Origin of the sequence: Carboxylicivirga sp. M1479 (assembly GCF_007097485.1) — a bacterium.
GTDB lineage: Bacteria > Bacteroidota > Bacteroidia > Bacteroidales > Marinilabiliaceae > Carboxylicivirga.
The window spans coordinates 1-23,108 of record NZ_VKDE01000015.1 but is presented as its reverse complement, the minus strand read 5'-3'; the positions used below and the strand labels follow the sequence as shown (position 1 = coordinate 23,108).

Sequence of the window (23,108 nt, the reverse complement as noted above, 5' to 3'; positions counted from 1 at the left end):
AATGGAGAATATAACAATTTGTGCATGTCGGTCACGCTCTTTTATGCTAGACTCAGATACTGCTGACATAGTTGCGGCACTACGAAACGATGGGCATAATGTTGCTATTGTTGATGATTTATGTCGATTGGTTGCTGATGAACCTGAAAAAGTAAAACAACTTGCGCAAGGTACCATCATTGCCTGTCATCAACGAGTGGTGCAATCACACATGGATTGGCTGGGGATAAAACCTGGCACTATCATCGAGGCACGTAAAAAAGATACAAAGGAAGTATTAGCATCGTTTAATATATCAGACAAATCAACTGAACATCGGCCCGAAGATATTTTGAAAGAGATAGAAACAATGCCTGTGTACGAGAGTAAGGATGCCTGGTATCCTGTTATTGATAAAAGCAAATGTACAGAATGTGCCAAGTGCTTCGATTTTTGCCTCTTTGGCGTTTATACAGTCGAGAATAAAAAGGTAAAAGTTACTCAACCAAATAATTGTAAAAACAATTGTCCGGCTTGTGCCAGGATGTGTCCGGGAAAAGCCATTGTGTTCCCTAAGTATGATAAATCGCCTATAAATGGTGGTACAGAGATAGAGGAAGTTTTTACAGAAGACGACATGGAGGAGATGTATCAAAAACGCCTACAGTATCGTTTGCAACAAAATCGTAGTCGTTTTTCAATGCTAAAAAAAGATAAGTAATGACTATTAAAGAATACATTACTAATATAAGAACAGCATTAAGGGTACCATTGGAGTGCTCACCTCGCCTGGTATGGAAACTAATGTACAATTTCGCATGGAGAAACTTTATTAATATCAGACAATTTGAGAAGCGTCAGGCGCAAGGGAAACCATTTTTTCCTGCTTTTATAATGATATCAGTGACCGAAAAATGCAATTTAAGTTGCAGTGGTTGCTGGGTAACAGCCGGGGGAACAAAATCATTAAGCTTACAACAACTCGATGGCATTATCACAGAGAGTAAAAAGAAAGGTTCCTATTTCTTCGGGATACTTGGAGGTGAGCCTTTGTTATACAAAGGTTTATTCGATATTATTGAAAAACACTCAGATTGCTATTTCCAGCTTTTTACCAATGGTATGCTAATAACAGAAGATGTAGCCATGCGCATGAAAAAGTTGGGTAACATCACACCGCTGATTAGTATTGAAGGCTTGGAACAGGAGAGTGAAGAACGTAGGGGAAAAGATGATGTGTTTCATAAGACCATTGAAGGGCTTAAGGCTTGTAAAAAAGCGAAACTGTTTTTTGGTGCGGCAGCGAGTATTTGCAAGGGCAACTATAATGATTTAGTTAATAGAAAATATATTGAGCGATTGGCAAAAGAAGGTGTTCACTATCTCTGGTATTACATATACCGACCTGTTGGTGCAAATCCTAATCCTACCAATGCCCTTGATGAAGATGAAATATTAGATTTACGTAAGTTCATTGTGGAGCAACGTAAATCGGCACCACTTATGGTTATTGATACCTATTGGGACGACGAGGGGAACGCTCTTTGTCCGGCTGCTACAGGTATGAGTCATCATATATCTCCTGGAGGAGCTGTGGAGTTCTGTCCGCCTTTGCAAATGGCGCGTGATTTTATCAATGAAGATGGTTCTAATTTAACGGACGTTTTTGAGAATTCACAATTCATGGCTGATTTAAGAGCGATGACGGCCGAAACCAGCCGAGGGTGTATTTTGCTCGAAAATCCTCAAAAATTGGTAAGCTTTGTGGAGAAACATCAGGCGATAGATTCTTCAACACGTCAAACAGTCTTACAGGAATTTAAAGATATGAGCCCAGTGGCCGGTCACGACCAAAAAGGGAAAGAAGTCCCGGAGGTGAACCCGCTTTATAAAGCAATGAAAAAGAAGTACTTTTTTGGATTTGGAGCTTATGGTTAAAGATTCAAACAATATGGACATTACTCAAATTAAGTTTGAGGTACCTGCAACGCTACAAGAACGATTAGCACTAAGGGAAAGCATTCGTGATTATGTGAGTGAGCACAAGTTGGTTCCACCTGTCTCAATGGATTTGTTATCTGATTTAACCAGTCAATTGATTCAAAAGCTTCAGCTTAAAAGTGGAATTAAGGGATGGCTAATGGTAGAAATAAACAATTGTGTTTGGAAAGATACCGTTGCTTCTGTGCCTTTCAATAAACGGATTCTCTTACTCCCAAAATGCTTGAGCAATACCAAAAGTTGTCAGGCTGAGGTTGATGATTTAGGCTTGCTCTGTAATATGTGTAGTCAATGTAATATACCTGACTTGCAAACACGCGCCGAACAATTGGGTATGATGAGTTTGGTTGCAGAAGGCTTCACCTCTGTTGTTGGACTTGTTGAAAGCGGCGTTGTTGATGCCGTCATTGGGGTGAGCTGTCTGGATTCTTTAGAAAAGGCCTTTCCTTTGTTAATCAATAATGCTGTTCCCGGATTAGCGATTCCACTCAATGGAGATGGTTGTAAAAACACGTCTGTTGATGAATCATATGTCTATCAGATGTTGGAAATGAAGTCGGAGTCAGATGCTAACTTTCTGGATTATGACTTCCTAAAAACCAAGATCAAAACCTGGTTTGAAAAAGAACAGCTCAATAATATCCTTTCATCGCATACTGACCTGACCTCAAATATTGTCAGGCAGTGGATGGGGGGAGATGGAAAACGTTGGCGCCCATACTTGTTAGCCGCTACTTATATGGCTGTGGCTGGTAAAAATGAATTACCCGAAAAAGTGCATCAGGCGGCTGTTGCCATTGAATGTTTTCACAAGGCTTCATTGGTTCACGATGATATACAGGATGGTGATCTTCTTCGCTACGATAAAGAAACGGTTAATGCAACATATGGAGTACCAATAGCTATCAATGTAGGTGATATGTATTTGGGTGAGGGATACCGATTATTGGCTATGTGCGAGCAGTCTAACCTGGTTAAGGTCGCATCAGATGCCCACATTGCTTTGTGTAAAGGGCAAGGCTTGGAATTTGAATGGTGCAATAGCCCTCAATCATTAAATATGGATGAGGTGTTGGACATCTTTCGACATAAAACAGTACCTGCTTTTGAAGTCTCTTTGTTGATTGGGGCAATGTGCTCTGGTGCTGACGAAGCTACGCTACAAATTTTAAGCAAATACTCTAATGCCTTGGGTATTGCCTACCAGCTAAAAGATGATATTGCTGATTTTGATACGGATGAATTTATTAGCCTCAGACCATCTGCAATACTGGCTGCTATTTGTGAAGCTAATTCAGACAAGTCGTTTACTAAAAAGCTTTTACACACTGATGACTTAAAACAATTTTTACGTTCTGGAAATAATGAGCAAGAGCTCAACTCTGCTATTAAACGGGTGGAGTCTATGGTTGATAAATATCACGGGGAAGCTCTCCTGGTATTGAATGATATTAGTAATATAGAATTAAAAAGATTGTTGTTCCGTGTTACCGGAAGGATTCTAAAATAATTTAATGCACTCCATTTCAGCAAAAATATTAGAAACACTTAATAATGGTAAAAGGCAGCTTGGGGAAGACGCCTTGAATCACTTATCTGCATTTATTCAATCGCAATTGCTTGAAGATCAATCTTTCAAAGATAAGTCGGGGAAATCAGATATGTACTATACGGCCTTTGGCTGGATGTTGTGTTTTGTGCTCAATATTAAATTGAACACAAAAAAAATGGCTGAATACTTATCCGTCTTTAATGAAAATGAATTGGATTTAATTCATTACGCATCTTTCAAACGTTGTCAGCTACTGCATTATCTTATGTCTAAAGGAAGCTTACTTACCTGGTTGAAGACTCATAGAAAACAGACTATTAAACCACTTGAGTCATTCAGGAATGTACCTCATGACGATATTAATGCACCTTATACGCAGTATATATGGTTGTCATTGTTGGAAGATACGGGTAACAAGCTCAATGATAGCGAGAATGTAAATAGGGCCCTTAAAGTATATCAACTTGACGAAGGAGGGTATATGAATGTTAAGGGAGGTAGTGCTGCAACTACCAATGCCAGTGCTGCCGCCTTATCTGTTCTTGGACAGATAACTAATTATCAATTCGACAATAGCCTGGAGTTTGTTAAGAAGCAACAACATGTTTCAGGAGGCTTTCTGGCAACAGGTTCATCACCAGTTCCTGATTTACTGTCCACAGCTACCGCTTTATTTATCTTGCGATGCTACCAGCAGTCTCCTAATTATGAGGCACACGACTTTATTGAAGCGCATTGGTCAGAATCAGGTGGTTTTATTGCAACACTTTTAGATGCTGAAAGTGACGTCGAATATTGTTTTTATGGTTTGTTAGCTTTAGGTGCGGCCCAATCAAATAATTCAGATGCAAAACGATAAAGTAAATGAAACAATAGAGTATGTAAGTAGGGAGTTGATGAAAAGACGCCCGAAGAATGGTGATATATGGACAGGCTTGTTATCGTCGAGTGCCATATCTACTTCAGTTGCTCTGTTTGCACTTTATATGTTTGATAAAAAATCGCATCAAGCGATTATTGAAAAAGCTGGTGAGTGGCTCAAGGGTACGATGCTGCCGGATGGTACCTGGGGCGACAGTATTGAGAGTCCATCCAATATGACGGCAACATTACTTAGCTATGCGGCTTTAAATGCTATTGGTCAGGCACCTGAAGAAACCAAAGACTATCTTAAGCAAAGGTTTAATGGAATAAGAGATCAGCATATAATTACCGGTGTACTAAAATACTATGGAAAGGATTTAACTTTTTCTGCTCCAATATTGGTTATGTGTGCGCTTTCGGGACTAATTACCTCATGGAAAAACATCCCTCAATTACCCTTTGAAGTATCTGTTTTTCCGCAAAAACTATTCAGGTTCTTTAAGTTGCCTGTTGTCAGTTATGCTATACCCGCATTAATTGCTGTTGGTATTTTAAGATATAAAAAAGGTGGCAGGAACAAGTTGAGGGAATTATTTATCCCTGCCTCACTAAAAGTTCTTCAAAAGTTGCAACCTTCTAATGGTGGATTTCTTGAAGCCGCCCCTCTAACAGGTTTTGTGACCATGTGTATGTGTGGTGCAGGCTATAGTAGCCACGTTTCTGTTAAAAATGCTGTCAGCTTTCTCAGCGATACTGTTCGCGAGGATGGTTCGTGGCCGATCGACACCAATCTGGCGGCTTGGGTAACATCGCTTAGTGTTAAAGCCTTAGATGGAAATTTGGAAGATGGAGAACATATCGCTGATTTGATTAAATCAAATGCTTTTAACTTTCAGCATCCTTTTACCGGCGCCCGGCAAGGTGGCTGGGGGTGGACGAATCTGCCTGGATCTGTACCTGATGCCGATGATACAGCAGGCGCTTTAGTAGCCTTGCATAAATTAGATAAGGGAGTAGTGAGCAGGGAAGTAATCAAGGGCATTGAATGGTTATTACATTTACAAAACTCTAACGGGGGAATACCGACGTTTTGCAAGGGCTGGGGTAAGTTACCTTTCGATCGGAGTAGTCCTGATATTACTGCTCATACATTATTTGCCCTTCAGTTATGGCGTGACAAGCTGTCTGATGAACTGCGAAAGAAGTGTGATGATAGGATGCTTCGAATGTTGAAATGGATGCAAATAGAACAAGCTGATAATGGATGTTGGTATCCGCTTTGGTTTGGAGATCAAGATGCAGAAGATGAACGTGCTCCGGTGTATGGTACGGCTATTTCAGTAGAGTACCTGGCTGATATAGAACACCCCATCGCTAAAAACATGCTTGCAAAAGGTGTTGCATATCTCATAAGTACTCAAAATGAAGATGGTGGATGGGGAGGAGCTATTGGTCTTCCTTCAAAATTGACTTTTACAGCAAGAGCACTAAGTGCGTTATCTGGTATTGGAAACATTGAACACGCAATACTTAATAAAGCATTTGATTATATATTTATAAAGATTAAACAAAATGAGTTGTTAAAACCTGAGCCAATAGGACTTTATTTCTCACGACTTTGGTACTCTGAAGAGATGTACAATATCACTTTTGTATTAACGGCTTTATCTCAATATAAAAAGAAGATTACCAACGCAAATTAGAATAGTTAAAACCGTATTTTGTAACATTGGAAATAAGAAAATGATTAATAACTAGGTAACCGTTTAAAATAGTCTCAGGAGCATTAGTATAAATGGACAAACGATTATTAATACTCCGAAATGATGAAGTATAAATTTTGAACAGTTACTAAAACCCAGATAAAATGAAAAATGTACTAATCTTATGTTTGTTGATGTTTGCAGCTTTTATGAATGCTCAGGATAACATTCAATGGCGCGGAACCGACAGAACAGGTATTTACAACGAAGAAGGCTTATTGAAACAATGGCCGGCTGAAGGGCCAGAATTAACATGGCATTATGATGGATTGGGTGATGGACATTCATCCGTTGCAATCGATGATGATAAAATATACCTGACGGGAATGACAGATAGCATCGGTTACTTGTATGTGCTTGATATGTCAGGAAAATTATTGGATAAAGTTAAATATGGTGGCGAATGGTCTAAGAATTATGAAGGACCGCGAGGAACAGTTACCATTGATAGTGGTAAAATTTACATTATAAGCGGAATTGGAACTTTGTATTGTTTAAATCAAAAATCACTTGATCTGGTCTGGAAAAAGGACCTGTTTAAGGAATACGATGGTAAGAATATTACATGGGGAATTAATGAAGCGCCATTAATTGTTAAAGATTTGGTGATTGCCACTCCAGGTGGTGAAAAACATAATTTAATTGCCTTAAACAAGAAAACCGGTAAGCTTGTTTGGAGCGCGGCTGGTGAAGGCGACTTGTCAGCTTATTGTTCACCATTATATATTGAAGAACACAACATAATTGTTACCATGACAGCCAACCATATTATTGGTGTTGATGCCAAGTCCGGTGTTAAACTATGGTCGGTAGAGCAGAAAAATCGCTGGTCGGTTCATGCAAATACACCGGTTTACAGCGATGGTATGATACTTTGTACAAGTGGATATGGCAAAGGATCGGCAATGCTTAAATTGTCTGGTGGAGGCAAGTTGGTTGAAGAAGTATGGTTCTCTGAATTATTGGATAACCGTATGGGGTCGATGGTTAAGATTGGTGATTATGCCTATGGTTCAGGTGATAAAAATCGCTATTGGTTTTGTGTAGATTGGAAAACCGGTGAGATTAAATACCAGGAAAAAGGTTTAGCGATGGGTAATATTATCTCCAATGATGGAATGCTATACATGTATACCGACCGCGGAGAAGTTATATTAGCTAAGGTAAATCCTGACAAACTAGATATTGTTAGTCGTTTTTCTGTTACAATGGGAACAGCTCAGCATTGGGCACACCCTGTTATCTACAATGGCGTATTGTTTGTCAGACATGGTGATACCTTAATGGCTTATAATATCAAGTAATTCAATAGTTGAGGTGAAATTATCGAATACAATTGTGAGGCAGATGCTCGCAATTGTATTCGATATACTTCACAATATTCCAACGATAGGGCGAGCCGTATTTTAAATTGTGGTTTTCCGAAGAGAAGATAATTCAAGGTGAATAAACAAAGGATTATACAAACGATTACCATCGTAACTGTGTTGGTATATACAAGCCTGATTGCAGCTTGGCAATTAATGCCTGCCAATTTGGATTTCGCTATACAGGCACCAGGAGCTGATAATCGTCCGGCAGGTAAAACCCGTGCTGCAAATGATGTTGTAATCGGTGAATATTTTATGAGGTACGATAACGAAACGTCTGCCTTATCAGGTAATTGGACGAAATTTAGAGGCCCTCTTCATAACAATATCATTCGTACCGAGGATGATATTCAAATACCGTCCGCTTTATATCCAGAGATATGGAGTGTTGAAACTGGTGAAGGACATGCTTCTCCGGTGATATTTAATGGTAAGGTTTATTTCCTCGATTACGATGAAAAATTAAGCTCTGATGCTTTGCGTTGTTTCTCATTGGAGACTGGCAAGGAGCTTTGGCGACGATGGTATCGTGTACCTATTAAACGTAACCATGGATTCTCGCGTACAACTCCATTCATTGCCGAGAACTATATTATTACCATTGGCCCTGAAGGACATGTGATGTGTTGTGATCCATCATCAGGCGATATGCTATGGTCATTAGACATGCAAAAAGAATACACGACTGAAGTGCCGTTTTGGTATACCGGTCAGTGCCCTTTGGTTGATGATGGCGTGCTGATTCTGGCGCCCGCCGGAAAAGAAGTTTTAATGACCGGACTGGATTGTTTGACTGGTGAAATACTTTGGACAACACCAAATTCGCCGGCTTATAAGATGTCACACTCTTCTGTGGTTCCAATGTCATTTGATAATCATAAAACCTATGTGTATGTTGGAATCGGGGGTATTTGTGGGGTGTCAGCAGGGCCGGAAGATACAGGATGTCTTCTTTGGCATATGAATGAATGGCAACCCTCAGTTGTCGCACCTTCTCCTGTTCAAATTTCAGATAATCAATTCTATATGACGGCCGGATACGGTTCGGGAGGTGTTTTAATTGAGCTGAATAATTCAGGCAATAAGTGGAGTACTGAAGTTCTGGATAAATACAAACCGAATGCAGGGATATCAAGTGAACAGCAAACGCCAATCTTTCATCAGGGTAAACTGATCAGCGTTATGCCTAAAGATGGTGGCCGCTTAAGAGGTAAGCTGGTTAGTTATTCGCCATCGGATTTGCACACACCCTTATGGACATCTGCTGCCGATGAAAAATTTGGCCTGGGACCATATTTGGTGATTAACGACTATTTGTTCGCTCTGAAGGATGATGGGGAATTATACGTCTATCAAATTGAATCAGATGGGATGACACTGGTAAAGAAACAACGTATCATGGATGGCAGAGATGCCTGGGGACCTATGGCCTATGCCGATGGAATGTTGATAATAAGGGATGCACATATTGTTAAGTGCCTGAAGATAATTTAGCAGAAGCCGTTTTTAGAGACTAAAAGAATGAAAACATAGACAATTTGCTTATCGTATGAATAAATCAGTAAAGACATTCGTTAATATTTTCATATTCATCATTGTGATTGGGTTTATAGCCTATGTGATTCGATCTTTCAACACAGAGGAGAGAGTATTAACACAAGATCCGTCAATAATTTCGTTCACTAGTGATTATGAGCATAATTTAACCATCCCTACTCAAGACAGTATCATTGCTTTTGATGTGTTCAATGAACATTTTTATGTGGCATTTGAGAATCAAGTAGGAATATATAATCTGCAAGGTGATTTACTATCGGATTTTAATACAAAATCCAATGTACGCGACATTAAAATCAACCGTAAGAGCATCTTCCTCTTATATTCTACTTCTATTGAACAATACTCCTTAGAAGGAGACTTGCTTTTATCGTGGGATGCCTGTAGCGATTTGTCGGATTATTGTGGACTCAGCATTGTAAAGGATTTTGTATTTGTCACAGATGTTAGCAATAAAAATATCTGTCAGTATACGCGGGAAGGTAATTTTGTACGCTTTATCAATAGTCCTGTAGATTTTATTATACCCAGTCAATTCTTTGATATCACCAGTAAGAACGATACGATTTATTGCAGCAATCCTGGTAGGCACCGGATAGAATCCTATACATTGGATGGTGATTTTATTACGGCATTTGGCAAGCCGGGTGGTGATATCGGCTATTTTGCAGGATGTTGTAACCCTTCCTACATAGATTTCGACCAAGAGGGAAATATCTTCACTTCAGAGAAGGGCAATCCCCGAATTAGCAGTTACAATTTAAGTGGCGATCTGAATAAATTATTACTCAACAACCAGCTTTTGGGAGGCGGACACTTGCCTTATCAATTGAAAGTTGTTGATATGAAGTTGATGGTGGCCATTAAGAATGAAATAAAGGTGTTTCAATTAAAGAATAATATAAAGTCCTTATAAATAGCTATATGCATTCGAATAAAAGCAAATTACAATCAATGTCGCGAAAAAAGTTTCTGGAAGTCGCAGGCTCATTCATTGCAGGGGGAGCTATTGTAGGAACAAGTGCTTATTTGTTGCTAAACAGGTCCAAAAGTTCAAACAACTGTACGGATAAGCAGCTTAGCTCAAAGTGTGAGACTTGCAAAATTGACTGTCCCTTGCGAAAAGGCGTAACATTTTAATGGCTATGAAAGAAGATAAAAAAATAAAGAGTCCGATTGAGCGCCGAAAGTTTATTAAGATGTTGGGTACGACAGTAGCTGGTGGTTCAATTCTGGCTACCAGTGGACTGATGATTAATAAGTTTGTTGATGGTGAAGCTGATCATTACTGGCAGATAGACCCACAAAAATGTACACATTGCGGACGATGTGAAACACATTGTGTATTATCCATGTCGGCAGTGAAATGTATTCATGCCAATAAAATATGCGGTTATTGCGACCTTTGTGGCGGTTACTACCGATCTAATGTAAAGGACTTGAATACAGCTGCTGAAAACCTGATGTGCCCAACCGGGGCTATTCAGCGAAAGTTTGTGGAGGATCCATATTTCGAATATACCATTGACGAAGATTTGTGCAATGGCTGTGCTAAATGTGTCAAAGGATGTACGGCCTTTGGTAATGGCTCACTCTATCTGCAAATAAAACGCGATTTGTGTACAGATTGCAATGAATGTGAGATTGCGAAGGTATGTCCTTCTGATGCTATTTCGAGGGTTCCACTGGCGCAAGCTTATAAACTGAAAGATTAAATGAAGCAATTAAGCACTTTTCTATTATCTATATTAGCATTTGCAAATGCCGGTGCACAAAACCTTAACAGGTTTCCAAAGCCCGACTTTGAATCTGGCTATCAGTATCCCGATGCACATTATGCTTTACCCAATGAACAGCTTTGGCTAGTCATCGACATAATACTTTTAGTAGGCTTAATGAGTTTTGTTGCCTGGGCAGTTATTAAGAAGCAAACGCGTAAGCCAATTATATGGGTGTCCATTATATCTGTGGCTTACTTTGGGTTCTTTCGCAGTGGTTGTGTTTGTAGTATTGGCTCAATTCAAAATGTTGCATTAGCATTTGTTGATTCTTCTTATGCTATACCGCTTTCGGTCTTTTTGTTTTTCATCCTGCCCATTGTCTTTGCTTTTTTATTCGGACGTGTTTTTTGTGCAGGCGTATGTCCTTTTGGGGCCTTGCAAGAGTTAGTGAATATCCGCAACTACAGGCTTTCAAAATCAGTAACGGCTGTACTGGAAGTTATACCTTGGCTGTATCTGATATTTGCCATTTTATATGCGGTAACACGCACCAGCTTTATCATCTGTTTATACGACCCATTCATTGGAATATTTCGCTTGGGTGGAGACTTTGGTTTAATACTGTTTGGTGTGGTATTACTTATTGCGTCCGTTTTTACCGGTCGTCCATTTTGTCGCTTTATATGCCCTTATGGTGCTTTATTGAGTTTGTTTTCAAAGGTTTCCATCTGGAAAATACAAATTACCAAACAAGCTTGTATTAATTGCGAATTGTGTCACAATGCCTGTCCTGTTGATGCAATAAAACCACCATATGAGAATAAAACAAAAGAGGAGCGATTACAGGGAGTCAAACGGCTTATCATGTATTTTATATTTCTTCCTTTGATGATTGGTGCTTCGGGCTATGTGATGCATTATGCAAGTCCGGGACTTAGTAAGGCGCATAAAGATGTGAAGCTTTACAATATGTTAGTGGAGCAAGAAGCAAATCCGCAGGTCTTAATTCCAATTGAACTGGAAGCATTCTATAGTCTGGGAGGAGAAATACATCAACTTAAACAGGAAGTAGATCAGGTAAAAGCCAAATTTGAGTTTTACAGTCTTATTGCAGGATTATTTATTGGACTGGTTCTGGGCCTTGCCTTAATCAAATTATCTGTGAAACGTTCGAGAAAGGAATATGAAATAGAGCACGATGATTGTGTAGCATGTGGAAAATGCTTTAGCTATTGCCCGAAGAATACATTTATAATACCTGAAAACCTATTGCAAGCAGATGAAACAAACAATATATAGAAACATAGCAGCCGTTTCGGCAATTTTTATCGTCACATTGTCGATAATGCTCATCATCAACTATTTTCAGGTGAAAGAGGTGTCGCCGCTTCAGTCAGTAGTGGTGGAAACCTTAAAGCAATTAAATGACCAAAATGCCAATAATCCTGAATTGCAGGAGCAAATTCGACAACTGGATTTGATGGCCCGGAAAGCCTATTTTTTAAATATGGATCATTTAAAGAACGGGGTCTATCTTTTATTGGGAATGCTGGCCGTTTTTCTTATTTGTATTCGCATGTATTTTACCGGTTTCAAAGATATTCCTGATAAGGAAATTGATCCGATTGATGAGTGGGCTATTCAGTCCTCAGCAAGAAAATATATTGGTTTTGCCGGTATCAGTTTAGTTGCTCTGGCTGCAGTTTTTATTGTATTTAGCATTCCTTTGATGCAGCCTACCAACAGCAGTGCATCTGAAGACAAGCAGGAATTGCTTGCAAAGGCTGAGATATCTGAAAAAGAGAAAATAGTTGAGGCTCAAGAGTCTTCTCCATTACCGGTTAATGGTGAAATTAAAACCACAGCTAATGAAACTCAGACAAGTGCTGAAGAAATAGAAACAAAAGCTGTACAGAGTGAAGTAGAAACAAGCAATACGGAACCTGTCGAAAAAGAAGAAGTTGAGCCTGTGATTAAGGAACAGGTTGTAGAGAATGACACAGAAGTAAAAGAGAAGGTATGTAGTGAGGAAGCTCCTGCTGCAAATGAGGTAAAAGAAGAAATAGCTCTGCCCAGAGTCAATAGTAATGCATTTAGGGGGCATTATTCCAACGGCAAATCTGAGGCTAAAAACCTACCTGTCAAATGGGATTTAGCCAATGGAACGAATATTGCCTGGCAGACAAAGGTTACACGCAAAGGACAAAGCTCACCTGTTATCAATGGTCACAAAGTGTTTATAACAGGTGGTGATGAAGAAGCCCGTGAACTTTTCTGTTATGATTTAAATACCGGAGAAAACCTTTGGACATTAAGTGTGGCAAATATTCCCGGTTCACCTGCCAAGGTACCTGATACAACCGATGATACCGGTTTGGCGTCGGCATCGGTTGCAACCAACGGGCTACAAGTGTGTGCTATTTTTGGTACTGGAGATCTTGTTTGTACCGATATGGATGGTAAGCAGTTATGGGCTAAGAATCTGGGTGTGCCCGACAACCATTATGGATATGCCTCATCCTTAATCATTGAGGGTAATAGCCTTTTTGTTCAGTACGACAATAACAATACTCATAAGGTGTATGCTTTAAATACCGAGAATGGTAATGAGCTATGGGTGAAGGAAAGAAAAGATAAAATTTCATGGAGTTCACCAATGATAGCTCAGGTCAATAATAAGCCTCAATTAGTGCTGATGGGAAATCCGGGAATAACGGCCTATGACCTTGTTAGTGGAGACCAACTATGGCGTGTCGAGTGTTTAATGGGAGAGGTTGGTGCCAGCGCATGCTCTTATAACGGGATTATCTATGGTGCCAGCGAATATGCTACCATGGTTGCCATCGATGGTACTGATGGAAAGGTTCTGTGGGAATCATCAGACTATTTACCTGAAGTGGCAAGCCCTGTCGCCACTGAAAGTAATTTATATATCGCGACAAGCTATGGCGTTGTGGCTTCCTTTAATACCGAGACTGGTGAGCTTAAGAAAGAGCATGAAACGAATGCAGAGTTCTATTCTTCACCAATAATGGCCGAAGGGAGAATTTACCTAATAAGCAATGATGGTACGATGCATATTTTCAAAGCCAATGATGAATTTGCTTTGTTAGATTCCTTTGAAACTGGGGAAATGACCTATGCAACTCCTGCTTTTACAGATGGTAAAATTGTGGTACGAACGAATAATAGTATTTATTGCGTAGAGGCTAATTAATATGAGCGGATGTAATTGTGATAATAACGATAAGCTAAGCTACGAGCAGATAATAGCGACAACAGATGGCATTATTGAACGGGTTGGAACATCGCCCGAAGTAGTAATACCCTTATTGCAAGCCATTCAGGATGAATTTAGTTACCTGGCTTCTGAAGCCATTGAGCGCATTTATGAAAAAACAGAAATAGACAGGGCGCAGTTGATTAGTGTTTCCACTTTCTATTCACAGTTCAGACATATTCCTTATGGACAACATCTGATAAAGGTATGTGCGGGGACTGCCTGCCACGTGAAAGGAGCTAATAATGTGTACGATGCCTTCACCAGAGAGCTGAAAATTGAGGGCGATTCGATTACAACTGAAGACCAACTTTTTTCAATTGAAAAAGTAGCCTGTTTAGGTTGCTGCACACTGGCTCCGGTTGTACAGATTGACGAAAAGATATATGGTCATGTGCTGCCAGGTAAGGTCAATGAGGTTATTGCCACCTTTCTGGATGAGCAGGAAACAAATAAAGAAAAAGAAAATAAAGCAGGTAATTATTCCATTGCCGGAGAAGTGCGTCTGGGTATGGGCTCATGCTGCCAGGCTAGCGGTTCATCAGATATATACCTGGAACTGAAGAAGAAATCTGATGAATTGGGTATCAGCATTGATATTAAGTCAGTGGGCTGTGTAGGGGTTTGTAACCAGGTACCTTTAATTGATGTTGTGTTGCAAGATGGTTCGGTAAAACGCTATCCAAATGTCAAAGCTTCTGAGATAAAAGAAATTTTACATCATCATTTTAAGTCGGGTAGTCTTCTTAAGCGGATAAAGAACAGTATCATCAATAGAGTAGATACCTATCATACTGATACCACCTGGGACAATGTGGTGTGGAAACCGGAACATAAACGCGTTGAGCTGATCGATAGTTTTCTATCGGAGCAAAAACATATCTCAACCGAGGGATATGGTTACCTGGCACCATTGGATTTAGATGAATACATTGCCAATAAGGGATTTGAATCGCTTAAAAAAGTAGTTGCTTCTTATAGTGCTGATGAGGTATTAAGTAATATACTGGACAGTGGCATTCGGGGGCGCGGTGGTGGCGGTTTTCCTACCGGTGAGAAAATGAAGATTGTAGCCTCATCTGACCGATCTGAGAAATATGTGATTTGCAACGGCGATGAAGGTGATCCTGGTGCCTTTATGGATAGAATGATACTGGAATCTTACCCCTTTCGTGTCATTGAAGGTATGCTCATTGAAGCCTATGCTGTTGGTGCTACCAAAGGTCTGTTCTATATAAGAGCTGAATATCCTCTGGCGGTTCAACGTATCAGAAAAGCGCTGGAGTTATGTCGCGAACGTAATTTAATAGGTGAGCGGATTCTTGGAGCTGAATATTCATTTGATATTTCCATCTTTGAAGGAGCAGGAGCATTTGTTTGTGGCGAAGAAACGGCCTTAATCGCATCGATAGAAGGCGACAGAGGCTTTCCAAAACAAAAGCCACCGTTTCCGGCAGTTGAAGGCTTAAATGCCATGCCCACTCTGGTAAATAATGTTGAAACACTGAGCCAGATTCCTTTCATCATAAGGAATGGGGGAGATAAGTACGCTGAGATTGGAACTGAGAATAGCAAGGGAACCAAAGTATTTGCCTTAGCCGGAAAGATAAAAAACGGCGGACTGATTGAAGTGCCGATGGGAATCAGCCTTAATCAGATTGTTGAAGAAATAGGTGGGGGCGTAGAAGGTGGTGAGAAGTTAAAGGCTGTTCAGGTAGGTGGCCCTTCCGGGGGCTGTATTCCGGCACACCTTTGCGATGTACACGTTGATTTTGATTCATTCAATCAGATGGGTGCCATGATGGGATCCGGTGGTTTAGTGGTGCTTAGCGAGAGTGATTGCATGGTGGATGTGGCCAGGTACTTCTTAAGTTTTACGTGTGAGGAGTCATGTGGCAAATGCACATTTTGTCGGGTTGGTATACGCCGAATGCTTGATATCCTGGATAATATCTGCCAGGGTAAAGCAAAGTTGGAAGATATTGATACCCTGGAGGAATTAGCGAATAATGTAAAGATATCGTCCTTATGTGGATTAGGGAAAACAGCGCCTAACCCGGTGCTGACTACTTTAAAGTATTTCCGCCATGAATATGAGGAACACGTAAACGGCGTTTGCAAAACAGGCAAGTGCAAGGACTTGATTAACTATGTGGTAAATGATGCTTGTATCGGCTGTACCAAATGTGCCAAAGCTTGTCCTGTTGATGCTATTCAATATGAACCATATGAGAAACATAGCATTCAATTGAATGACTGCGTTAAATGTGGTTTGTGTGTTGATGTATGTGAATTTGATGCGATTGATAAAAGAGCTGTTAAGGAATTAGTTAAGGAATAAAACCAATAATAAAAAGTTGGTAAGCTTCGAACTATATGCAAATAGAAATAAACAATATTCAGGTTAAGATAGAAGACGGCGAAACAATTATTGAGGCTTGTCGCCGCATTGGTCTTGACATTCCATCACTTTGCTGGTCAAAAAATGCGGTGCATAAATCGTCCTGTATGGTTTGTGCCGTCCGAAATCTGACGAATGGTCAAATTATACCATCATGCACCACCCTGCCAACGGAAGGGATGCATATTGATACCGAAAGTGATGAGGTAAAAGGCGTTCGAAAAATGTCTCTTGATTTGTTGTTAAGCGACCATCGTGCTGATTGTGAAGCGCCATGCTCTTTGGTGTGTCCTGAGGGATTGGATGTGGAGGCAATGCTAAACTGCTATGATAAAGATAAGTTCGAAGATGCGTTGGGACTTATTAAACATGCTTTTCAATTACCCGTATTGGCTTGTGATACCTGTAAAGCACCTTGTGAAAAAGCTTGCAGGCGCAGAAATGTGGATACGGCTGTCAGTATACGGCAAATAATTAAAGAGATAACGGAGTTGTTTGATGCTTCAGAAGTGAAGGAAGTTGAAAATGCTGTTATTGACAAAAAGATGTTTCAATCCAAACTGGGACGTTTTACTGATGGTGAAAAACAACGCTTAAAGGAAACGGTCTCCAGCAAATCAAGGTGCTTGCATTGTGCCTGCGATGGCAGAAGCAGGTGTTCATTACGACAATATGCAGGCGATTATCAAATTAAACGTCCCCGCTACAACATGGGTTCTGCCATGCCTGTAATGACTAAGGTCAATATAAAAGGTCAGTTATGGTTTGAACAGGCCAAATGTATTCGCTGTGGTTTGTGTGTCTACAATAGTAATAACGGCTTTACCTTTAAGGACAGGGGCTTTGGGATGGAAGTCATTTTGCCTGAGGAGAATAAGTCAAATGTTCCTGATGGTATCGAATCACTTTGCCCTACAGGTGCATTGTATCTTAATGTAGATTAATTTTAAAAAAATGAAGAACAGCTCACCCTTAATACATGATTCAGCCAATAGCATCAAGAGCATGCTGGGTATTTTAATCCTGCTGTTAATAATCACATCGTGCGGAGTTACCTCGGGAGATTCCGATACTGATAGTGATATGGATTGGCATCTGTTTAGGGCCAATGCAGGTTTAAATGGTTCAGTTGATATACGCTTACCCGAAAAGCCTGGCTTGTTATGGACATATAAAACGGGGCATCGTACGGCTTCTTCTTTAGTAATTGATAATGGTACAAGCTATGTGTGTAGCCGAAAGGGTTTAATTACTGGAGTGGATATTCATGGTCAGCTTGCTTTTTCCTATGATCTTAAAACACCGGTAGAGGCCACTCCAATGATTAAAGATTCGGTTTTATATATCGGAAGAATTGACGGTTTTCTATCGGCCATTTCACTGACACAGAAAGATACTCTTTGGAGTTATGAAACCCTTGGTCAAATATTAGCATCACCTAATATTGTCCAATATGAAGGGGAGGAAGCGATTGTATTTGGCAGTTACGACAACTATTTCTATTGCCTCAATAAACAGACTGGCTCTTTACTTAAGCGCTTCGAATCGGGTTACTATATTAATGGAGCCGCAGCATTGTGGAACAAACATGCTTTATTTGGCGGATGTGATGCCTGGTTAAGAATTATTAATTGTGAAACAGGTGAAAGCACAGATTCTTTAGAGCTTGATGAATACATACCCGCTTCACCGTCCGTATATGAAGATGACTGTTATGTTGGTGATTATGCGGGTAATATCTATCATCTTTCACTAGATAAAGGAAAGATTCAAAACCATAAAAAGGTGCTTCAACCTGCTTCTGATAATGAATCTTTTCTATCAATACCTGCCATTAACGAGCAAAGTGTTTTCGTCTATGCTGGTAACCGCCATCTTGTATCTATTGATCGTTCAACTGGAAATATTAATTTTAAATTCATGCTTAAGGGCGATGCTGGTGAAAGTGCACCTGTGGTATGCAAGGATAAGCTAATTGTGTGCACAGAAACGGGGATTGTTTCCATTCTTGATAATCGAAATGGTGAATTGCTCTGGGAGTACGATACGGGTGAAAGGATAACTAGTTCACCTGCTGCTATCTGTGGTTATTTTATGATACTAACGGTTAAAGGAACGCTTCTTTGCTTTGGCAGTCAAGCTAATTAAAATCTGAAAAATGTCTATACTCAAGTTATCAAACATACACAAGAGCTATGCGGACGGCAATAATCGTTCAAATGCCGTATTGAAAGGCCTCAATCTGGAAGTGGAGGAGGGTGATTTTATTTCAGTAAAAGGCCCTTCTGGTTCAGGAAAAACAACCTTGCTATCCATACTGGGAACTTTGTTGCTACCCGATGAAGGCCAGTACTTGTTAAACGGTGAGGACTTGACTTCGACGAATGCCGACCTTTATAAGATTAGAAATAGATTAATTGGTTTTGTTTTTCAGGATCATCGTTTGTTACCGCAATATTCAGCTCTTGAAAATATACTATTGCCAGTTCTTGCTTACCAGTCGTCTGCACCTCAAACGTTTATTGATTATGCTCACTATTTGATGCAGATGACACAAATTGAACATGTGGCCAATCAACTACCAGAGAGTTTATCTGGAGGTGAATCGAGTCGGGTGGCTGTTTGCAGAGCACTGATAATGAAACCATCGGTATTGTTAGCCGATGAACCAACCGGACAGCTCGATATGGAGAACGCACAAAACATTGTTTCTTTATTATCTGAGGTTAACAAGGTGCTAAACACAACAGTTATCATGGTCACACATTCTGATGACATGGCCAAGGCAGCCAAACGGATTGTCACACTTAAAAACGGGATATTACAGTGAAAACCATTGACCTTATAAAAAAGAACATCGTGTTCTTTGCCCGCTTTTATAAACTGATTGCAATCGCCATTTTGATTGCTATAGCTGTCATTGCCGGTAGTCTTGTTATAGGCGACTCTGTTCGCAATAGTTTGGTCAAACAGGTAGATGAAAGATTGGGAGATGCGCAAACAGTTATATTTGCTCAAAACTCCTTTTTATCAGATCAGTTCACCAATTACTCTTTATTTGAATCATCTGCCAGAGGAATTCTTCTTTCTAATGGGTTTGTTTCTCATAATGGCGCAATGATACCTGTTGTCGTTTGGGGCGTTGATGATATGCAAATTGCCAATGGTGATGCCAAAATCAATCAGGCATTAAAGGAAGATATGCAATTGAAAGAAGGTGAATCCCTTGTGCTGCGTTTACCTTCGCAGGGCATGGTTCCTTCTGGTTCCATGTTTGTCACTGAAAATTACACCAGCAGTCTTCGTCTTGAGTTAAATGAGGTGGTGGGTGTTGATAATGGCGGTAATGTAAGCCTGAAAAACGAGCAGAGTGTACCATTTAATATCTTCGTTAATCGTGGTGAATTGGCCGAAGCAATGGGAGTGCCCAACAAGCTGAACCTTATTCTTTCTGACAGGCATATAAGAAATGAAGAATTGGAAAATGCTTGGAACCCACATCTGTCTGGTATCGTGGTTCGTGAAAAATCGATGGGCTTTGAAATTACTTCGGACAGAATTTTCCTTCAAAATGATGTCATCACAACTGTACAGGAGAATAACCCCCAATCTAATCGCGTTTACTCGTACCTGGCCAATTCTATTTTTAACGATATACATTCCATTCCCTATTCATTTATTACTGCCATAGATAGTTATAAGGGCGAACTCCTTGCAGCCGATGAGCTTATCTTATCTGATTATTCAGCCAGCAGACTTAAAGCTTCTGTTGGCGATGAGGTAACAATTGGATTCTATACATCTTCGGATTTTAAAACGCTGGTAAGCGATTCTGTACAGCTAAGAGTCAAGAAAATTGTGCCATTGTCTGTTTTAAAGGCAGACAGTACCTTAAGTGCCAATTTCCCCGGATTGTCCAATGTAGAATCTTGTACTCAGTGGGATAGTGATTTACCCATTGATATGGATTTAATCTCTACTGAAGATGAAGCGTATTGGGAATTGCACCATTCGACGCCTAAAGCCATTTTATCTTACGAGGCCATTGGCGAAAAATGGGGAAATAGTTATGGCAGTGCAACATCTATTCGTGTGAAAGGGAGCCATCCCGATCTTACGAAACTTAATCCATCCATGTTTGGATTGCAGGTCTTCCACCCCAGGGAATCGGCACTTTATGCTGCTCAAAACGGAGTTGATTTTGCTGGCTTGTTTATGGCTTTGGCTTTCTTTATCATTGTTTCTGCCATTCTGTTAATGGTAATACCTGTGTCTGAAATGATTATTCAGCGCCAGCAAGAGCTGGAGTTGTTGAAAGCATTGGGGTATACCACAAAACGCATACGTAAGCTCTTATGGATGGAGGCACTTCCGGTGGTTCTTTTGGCTTCTTTAGCCGGTGTGGTGGCTGGTTTTATATATACCGGTTTAATCATCTGGCTTCTTAATTCCCTGTGGCAGGGAGCGACGCATACAAGTAGTTTGTCTGTTTATCCTAGCTGGTTAACGGTTGTATATGGGTTTGTAACAGGCATTTTGCTCTCCTTATTTATATTACATCGTGTTATTGCCAGTAAGCTAAAGAAAGAGCCAAATAAAAGGAATCGGCTGCGCATGACTATTAATGCAAAGAGATGGTTGGCATTATCACTTAGCCTTATTACTGTTTGTGTTGCCGTTTATAATCTGTTATTTATCACCTCAGTCACACTTTTCGCCTTAACTGGAGTATTGTTAATGTTCACCTTTGCCTTTTGGCTTGATTTTGAAATAAGCAGGCATGGGAGAGAATCTGGCAATAATTTTAACGATTACAGGATGATGTGGCGAACACTTTATGCTAATAAAAAGCAGGCTATACTTTCCTATTTACTGTTGGCTTCAGGTGTGTTTATTATATATTCTGTTGGTCTCAATCGCCAGGATTTTAATGACTCAGACAAGCGGTCAGAAGCAACTGGAGGATATGCTCTATGGTGCGAAAGCTCTATACCTGTTTACCACAATTTTAACACTGTTTATGGTCGAGAAAAACTAAACCTTCAGGATTTAAATGCTGATGGTTCCATCCTTCAATGCTTGCGTTATAGTGCCGACGAAGCCAGCTGTTTAAACCTGAATAAAGTTAGTGCTCCATCTGTGTTGGGTGTTGATATGCAAGCTTTATTTAATAGTGAGCTTGGCTTTCAAAATAATATTTATTCGGCCGATAAAGCCAATTTACTTGAGCAATTACAGAGTGATAAAGACAGTGTTTATCCTGCGTTGATTGATGCCACCGTGTTGCAGTGGAGTCTGGTCAAAAATCTTGGTGATACTATTTATTACACGGCTGCAAACGGCCAGGAAGTGGCTGTTCGCTTAGTCGGGACGATGCCTAACACCATCTTCCAGGGGAATATTTTAGTGGATAAGAAGCTTTTTTCAAACATATGGCCCGATATAAGCGGAAGCGAAGTGTTTCTGCTGGACGTAGAACCTAATATAGCCAAACAAGTAAAAACGCTGTTATCGCAAGCCCTGCATGAATATGGCATTCGTGTTACGACGACGAATAATCGCATGGCTCAGTTTAATAGTGTGACCGATACGTATCTATCCATTTTCATGACTTTGGGAGGTGTGGGTATATTGCTTGGAATAATGGGTTTTGGAATTATTGTGCGTAAAAACCTGAGTGTTCGTCAATATGAAATAAAGATGAATGCGCAACTGGGATTTAACAAGCAGAAAACAGAGACATTGCTTTTTCGTGAAAACATGCTGATCCCTTTGTATGCTATCATAACAGGTTTGATAAGTGCTTGCATTAGTATTGGCGTTAATTACNGGGGAGGTGGTTAAAATACTTAAAAGCGAATTCCCTGCCTATGAAACGAGCCATGAGGATTGCTTCTCACACAGGAGTATGATTGATTTTGGCGAGTTCCATCCCGATAAATCGGGACAAGTAGTGGCAATAAAAATCAAAATATAAACACATGAAATAAAGATGAATGCGCAACTGGGATTTAACAAGCAGAAAACAGAGACATTGCTTTTTCGTGAAAACATGCTGATCCCTTTGTATGCTATCATAACAGGTTTGATAAGTGCTTGCATTAGTATTGGCGTTAATTACATTAATGTGGATAGTAGTACCTGGATAACAGCTTTTACTTTAGCGGCTTTGTTTGTACTTTGTATTCTTGTATTTGTAAAAAAAGTAGTAAGGATTGAGATTGAGAACCACTATTCTTAATTGCTGTTTGCATGATGTTCCATGTCTCTGATTATTATTTTTAGGTTCAAGATTAGTGTTTGGTTAAAAAGAATATGAGCTAACTGGTGTAAATATTTACCTATGAAACCAGGGAAAACGCTTTTAAAACTAATATACCACCCCGCCTGTCGGCACCCCTCCTAAAATTCAGGAGGGGACGGTTTTTCATCCCTCTCATCCTTGGCAATGAGGAGTACCACGAAGTGGGGAGGTGGTTAAAATACTTAAAAGCGAATTCCCTGCCTATGAAACGAGCCATGAGGATTGCTTCTCACACAGGAGTATGATTGATTTTGGCGAGTTCCATCCCGATAAATCGGGACAAGTAGTGGCAATAAAAATCAAAATATAAACACAT

The 23,108-nt window shown here is 40.0% G+C and carries 17 protein-coding genes; all 17 read left to right on the top strand.

The features are described from left to right. Nucleotide 1 precedes the first annotated feature (1 nt). Nucleotides 2–700, top strand: a complete 699-nt coding sequence (locus FNN09_RS10135) for an ATP-binding protein (protein ID WP_143302097.1) — start codon at nt 2–4, stop codon at nt 698–700. Next, nucleotides 700–1,917: a radical SAM protein gene (locus FNN09_RS10130; RefSeq protein ID WP_143302096.1), complete on the top strand. Its 1,218-nt coding sequence runs from the start codon at nt 700–702 to the stop codon at nt 1,915–1,917. Before FNN09_RS10135 ends, FNN09_RS10130 begins: the two co-directional genes overlap by 1 nt. 13 nt (nt 1,918–1,930) lie before the next feature. After that, complete coding sequence (locus tag FNN09_RS10125) at nt 1,931–3,490, top strand: polyprenyl synthetase family protein (RefSeq protein WP_143302094.1); 1,560 nt, start codon at nt 1,931–1,933, stop codon at nt 3,488–3,490. 4 nt (nt 3,491–3,494) lie between these two features. Beyond that, a complete protein-coding gene (locus FNN09_RS10120) occupies nt 3,495–4,391 on the top strand; it encodes a prenyltransferase/squalene oxidase repeat-containing protein (protein ID WP_143302093.1) in 897 nt (298 codons plus the stop codon). Further along, nucleotides 4,378–6,099 (top strand): prenyltransferase/squalene oxidase repeat-containing protein, encoded by a 1,722-nt coding sequence (locus FNN09_RS10115; protein ID WP_143302092.1) that lies wholly within the window; start codon nt 4,378–4,380, stop codon nt 6,097–6,099. The genes FNN09_RS10120 and FNN09_RS10115 overlap by 14 nt, the downstream gene beginning before the upstream one ends. A gap of 164 nt (nt 6,100–6,263) precedes the next feature. Beyond that, on the top strand, nt 6,264–7,463 hold the full coding sequence (locus FNN09_RS10110) for a PQQ-binding-like beta-propeller repeat protein (RefSeq protein ID WP_143302090.1): 1,200 nt from the start codon (nt 6,264–6,266) through the stop codon (nt 7,461–7,463). 138 nt (nt 7,464–7,601) lie between these two features. Further along, a complete protein-coding gene (locus FNN09_RS10105) occupies nt 7,602–9,023 on the top strand; it encodes a PQQ-binding-like beta-propeller repeat protein (RefSeq protein ID WP_221932477.1) in 1,422 nt (473 codons plus the stop codon). Nucleotides 9,024–9,078: 55 nt separating this feature from the next. After that, on the top strand, nt 9,079–10,002 hold the full coding sequence (locus tag FNN09_RS10100) for a hypothetical protein (protein ID WP_143302089.1): 924 nt from the start codon (nt 9,079–9,081) through the stop codon (nt 10,000–10,002). Nucleotides 10,003–10,231: 229 nt separating this feature from the next. After that, complete coding sequence (locus tag FNN09_RS10095) at nt 10,232–10,801, top strand: 4Fe-4S binding protein (RefSeq protein WP_221932476.1); 570 nt, start codon at nt 10,232–10,234, stop codon at nt 10,799–10,801. Next, entirely contained in the window at nt 10,802–12,106 is a 1,305-nt protein-coding gene (locus FNN09_RS10090) for a 4Fe-4S binding protein (protein ID WP_143302086.1), read from the top strand. Beyond that, a complete protein-coding gene (locus FNN09_RS10085; RefSeq protein ID WP_143302084.1) occupies nt 12,087–14,024 on the top strand; it encodes a PQQ-binding-like beta-propeller repeat protein in 1,938 nt (645 codons plus the stop codon). Before FNN09_RS10090 ends, FNN09_RS10085 begins: the two co-directional genes overlap by 20 nt. Nucleotide 14,025: 1 nt before the next feature. After that, nucleotides 14,026–16,428, top strand: coding sequence for an NAD(P)H-dependent oxidoreductase subunit E (locus FNN09_RS10080; protein WP_143302083.1), 2,403 nt, complete (start codon nt 14,026–14,028; stop codon nt 16,426–16,428). A gap of 35 nt (nt 16,429–16,463) precedes the next feature. Then, nucleotides 16,464–17,432, top strand: coding sequence for a 2Fe-2S iron-sulfur cluster-binding protein (locus FNN09_RS10075; protein WP_143302081.1), 969 nt, complete (start codon nt 16,464–16,466; stop codon nt 17,430–17,432). A 10-nt stretch (nt 17,433–17,442) separates the two neighbouring features. Continuing rightward, a complete protein-coding gene (locus tag FNN09_RS10070; protein WP_221932475.1) occupies nt 17,443–18,636 on the top strand; it encodes a PQQ-binding-like beta-propeller repeat protein in 1,194 nt (397 codons plus the stop codon). 10 nt (nt 18,637–18,646) lie between these two features. Next, nucleotides 18,647–19,318 carry an ABC transporter ATP-binding protein gene (locus FNN09_RS10065; RefSeq protein WP_143302079.1) on the top strand — a complete coding sequence of 224 codons (672 nt, stop codon included), beginning with the start codon at nt 18,647–18,649 and terminating at the stop codon, nt 19,316–19,318. After that, complete coding sequence (locus FNN09_RS10060) at nt 19,315–22,332, top strand: ABC transporter permease (protein ID WP_143302078.1); 3,018 nt, start codon at nt 19,315–19,317, stop codon at nt 22,330–22,332. Before FNN09_RS10065 ends, FNN09_RS10060 begins: the two co-directional genes overlap by 4 nt. Before the next feature lie 148 nt (nt 22,333–22,480). Beyond that, the gene (locus tag FNN09_RS10055; protein ID WP_143302076.1) at nt 22,481–22,729 is read left to right on the top strand and encodes a hypothetical protein; all 249 of its coding nucleotides are present in this window, start codon (nt 22,481–22,483) and stop codon (nt 22,727–22,729) included. Nucleotides 22,730–23,108: the final 379 nt, after the last annotated feature.

Excerpts from the sequence above, each read along its gene's own strand:
- FNN09_RS10135 (WP_143302097.1), top strand. The coding sequence starts at position 2 with ATGGAGAATATAACAATTTGTGCATGTCGGTCACGCTCTTTTATGCTA.
- FNN09_RS10130 (WP_143302096.1), top strand. The coding sequence starts at position 700 with ATGACTATTAAAGAATACATTACTAATATAAGAACAGCATTAAGGGTA.
- FNN09_RS10125 (WP_143302094.1), top strand. The coding sequence starts at position 1,931 with ATGGACATTACTCAAATTAAGTTTGAGGTACCTGCAACGCTACAAGAA.
- FNN09_RS10120 (WP_143302093.1), top strand. The coding sequence starts at position 3,495 with ATGCACTCCATTTCAGCAAAAATATTAGAAACACTTAATAATGGTAAA.
- FNN09_RS10115 (WP_143302092.1), top strand. The coding sequence starts at position 4,378 with ATGCAAAACGATAAAGTAAATGAAACAATAGAGTATGTAAGTAGGGAG.
- FNN09_RS10110 (WP_143302090.1), top strand. The coding sequence starts at position 6,264 with ATGAAAAATGTACTAATCTTATGTTTGTTGATGTTTGCAGCTTTTATG.
- FNN09_RS10100 (WP_143302089.1), top strand. The coding sequence starts at position 9,079 with ATGAATAAATCAGTAAAGACATTCGTTAATATTTTCATATTCATCATT.
- FNN09_RS10095 (WP_221932476.1), top strand. The coding sequence starts at position 10,232 with ATGAAAGAAGATAAAAAAATAAAGAGTCCGATTGAGCGCCGAAAGTTT.
- FNN09_RS10090 (WP_143302086.1), top strand. The coding sequence starts at position 10,802 with ATGAAGCAATTAAGCACTTTTCTATTATCTATATTAGCATTTGCAAAT.
- FNN09_RS10085 (WP_143302084.1), top strand. The coding sequence starts at position 12,087 with ATGAAACAAACAATATATAGAAACATAGCAGCCGTTTCGGCAATTTTT.
- FNN09_RS10080 (WP_143302083.1), top strand. The coding sequence starts at position 14,026 with ATGAGCGGATGTAATTGTGATAATAACGATAAGCTAAGCTACGAGCAG.
- FNN09_RS10075 (WP_143302081.1), top strand. The coding sequence starts at position 16,464 with ATGCAAATAGAAATAAACAATATTCAGGTTAAGATAGAAGACGGCGAA.
- FNN09_RS10070 (WP_221932475.1), top strand. The coding sequence starts at position 17,443 with ATGAAGAACAGCTCACCCTTAATACATGATTCAGCCAATAGCATCAAG.
- FNN09_RS10065 (WP_143302079.1), top strand. The coding sequence starts at position 18,647 with ATGTCTATACTCAAGTTATCAAACATACACAAGAGCTATGCGGACGGC.
- FNN09_RS10055 (WP_143302076.1), top strand. The coding sequence starts at position 22,481 with ATGAATGCGCAACTGGGATTTAACAAGCAGAAAACAGAGACATTGCTT.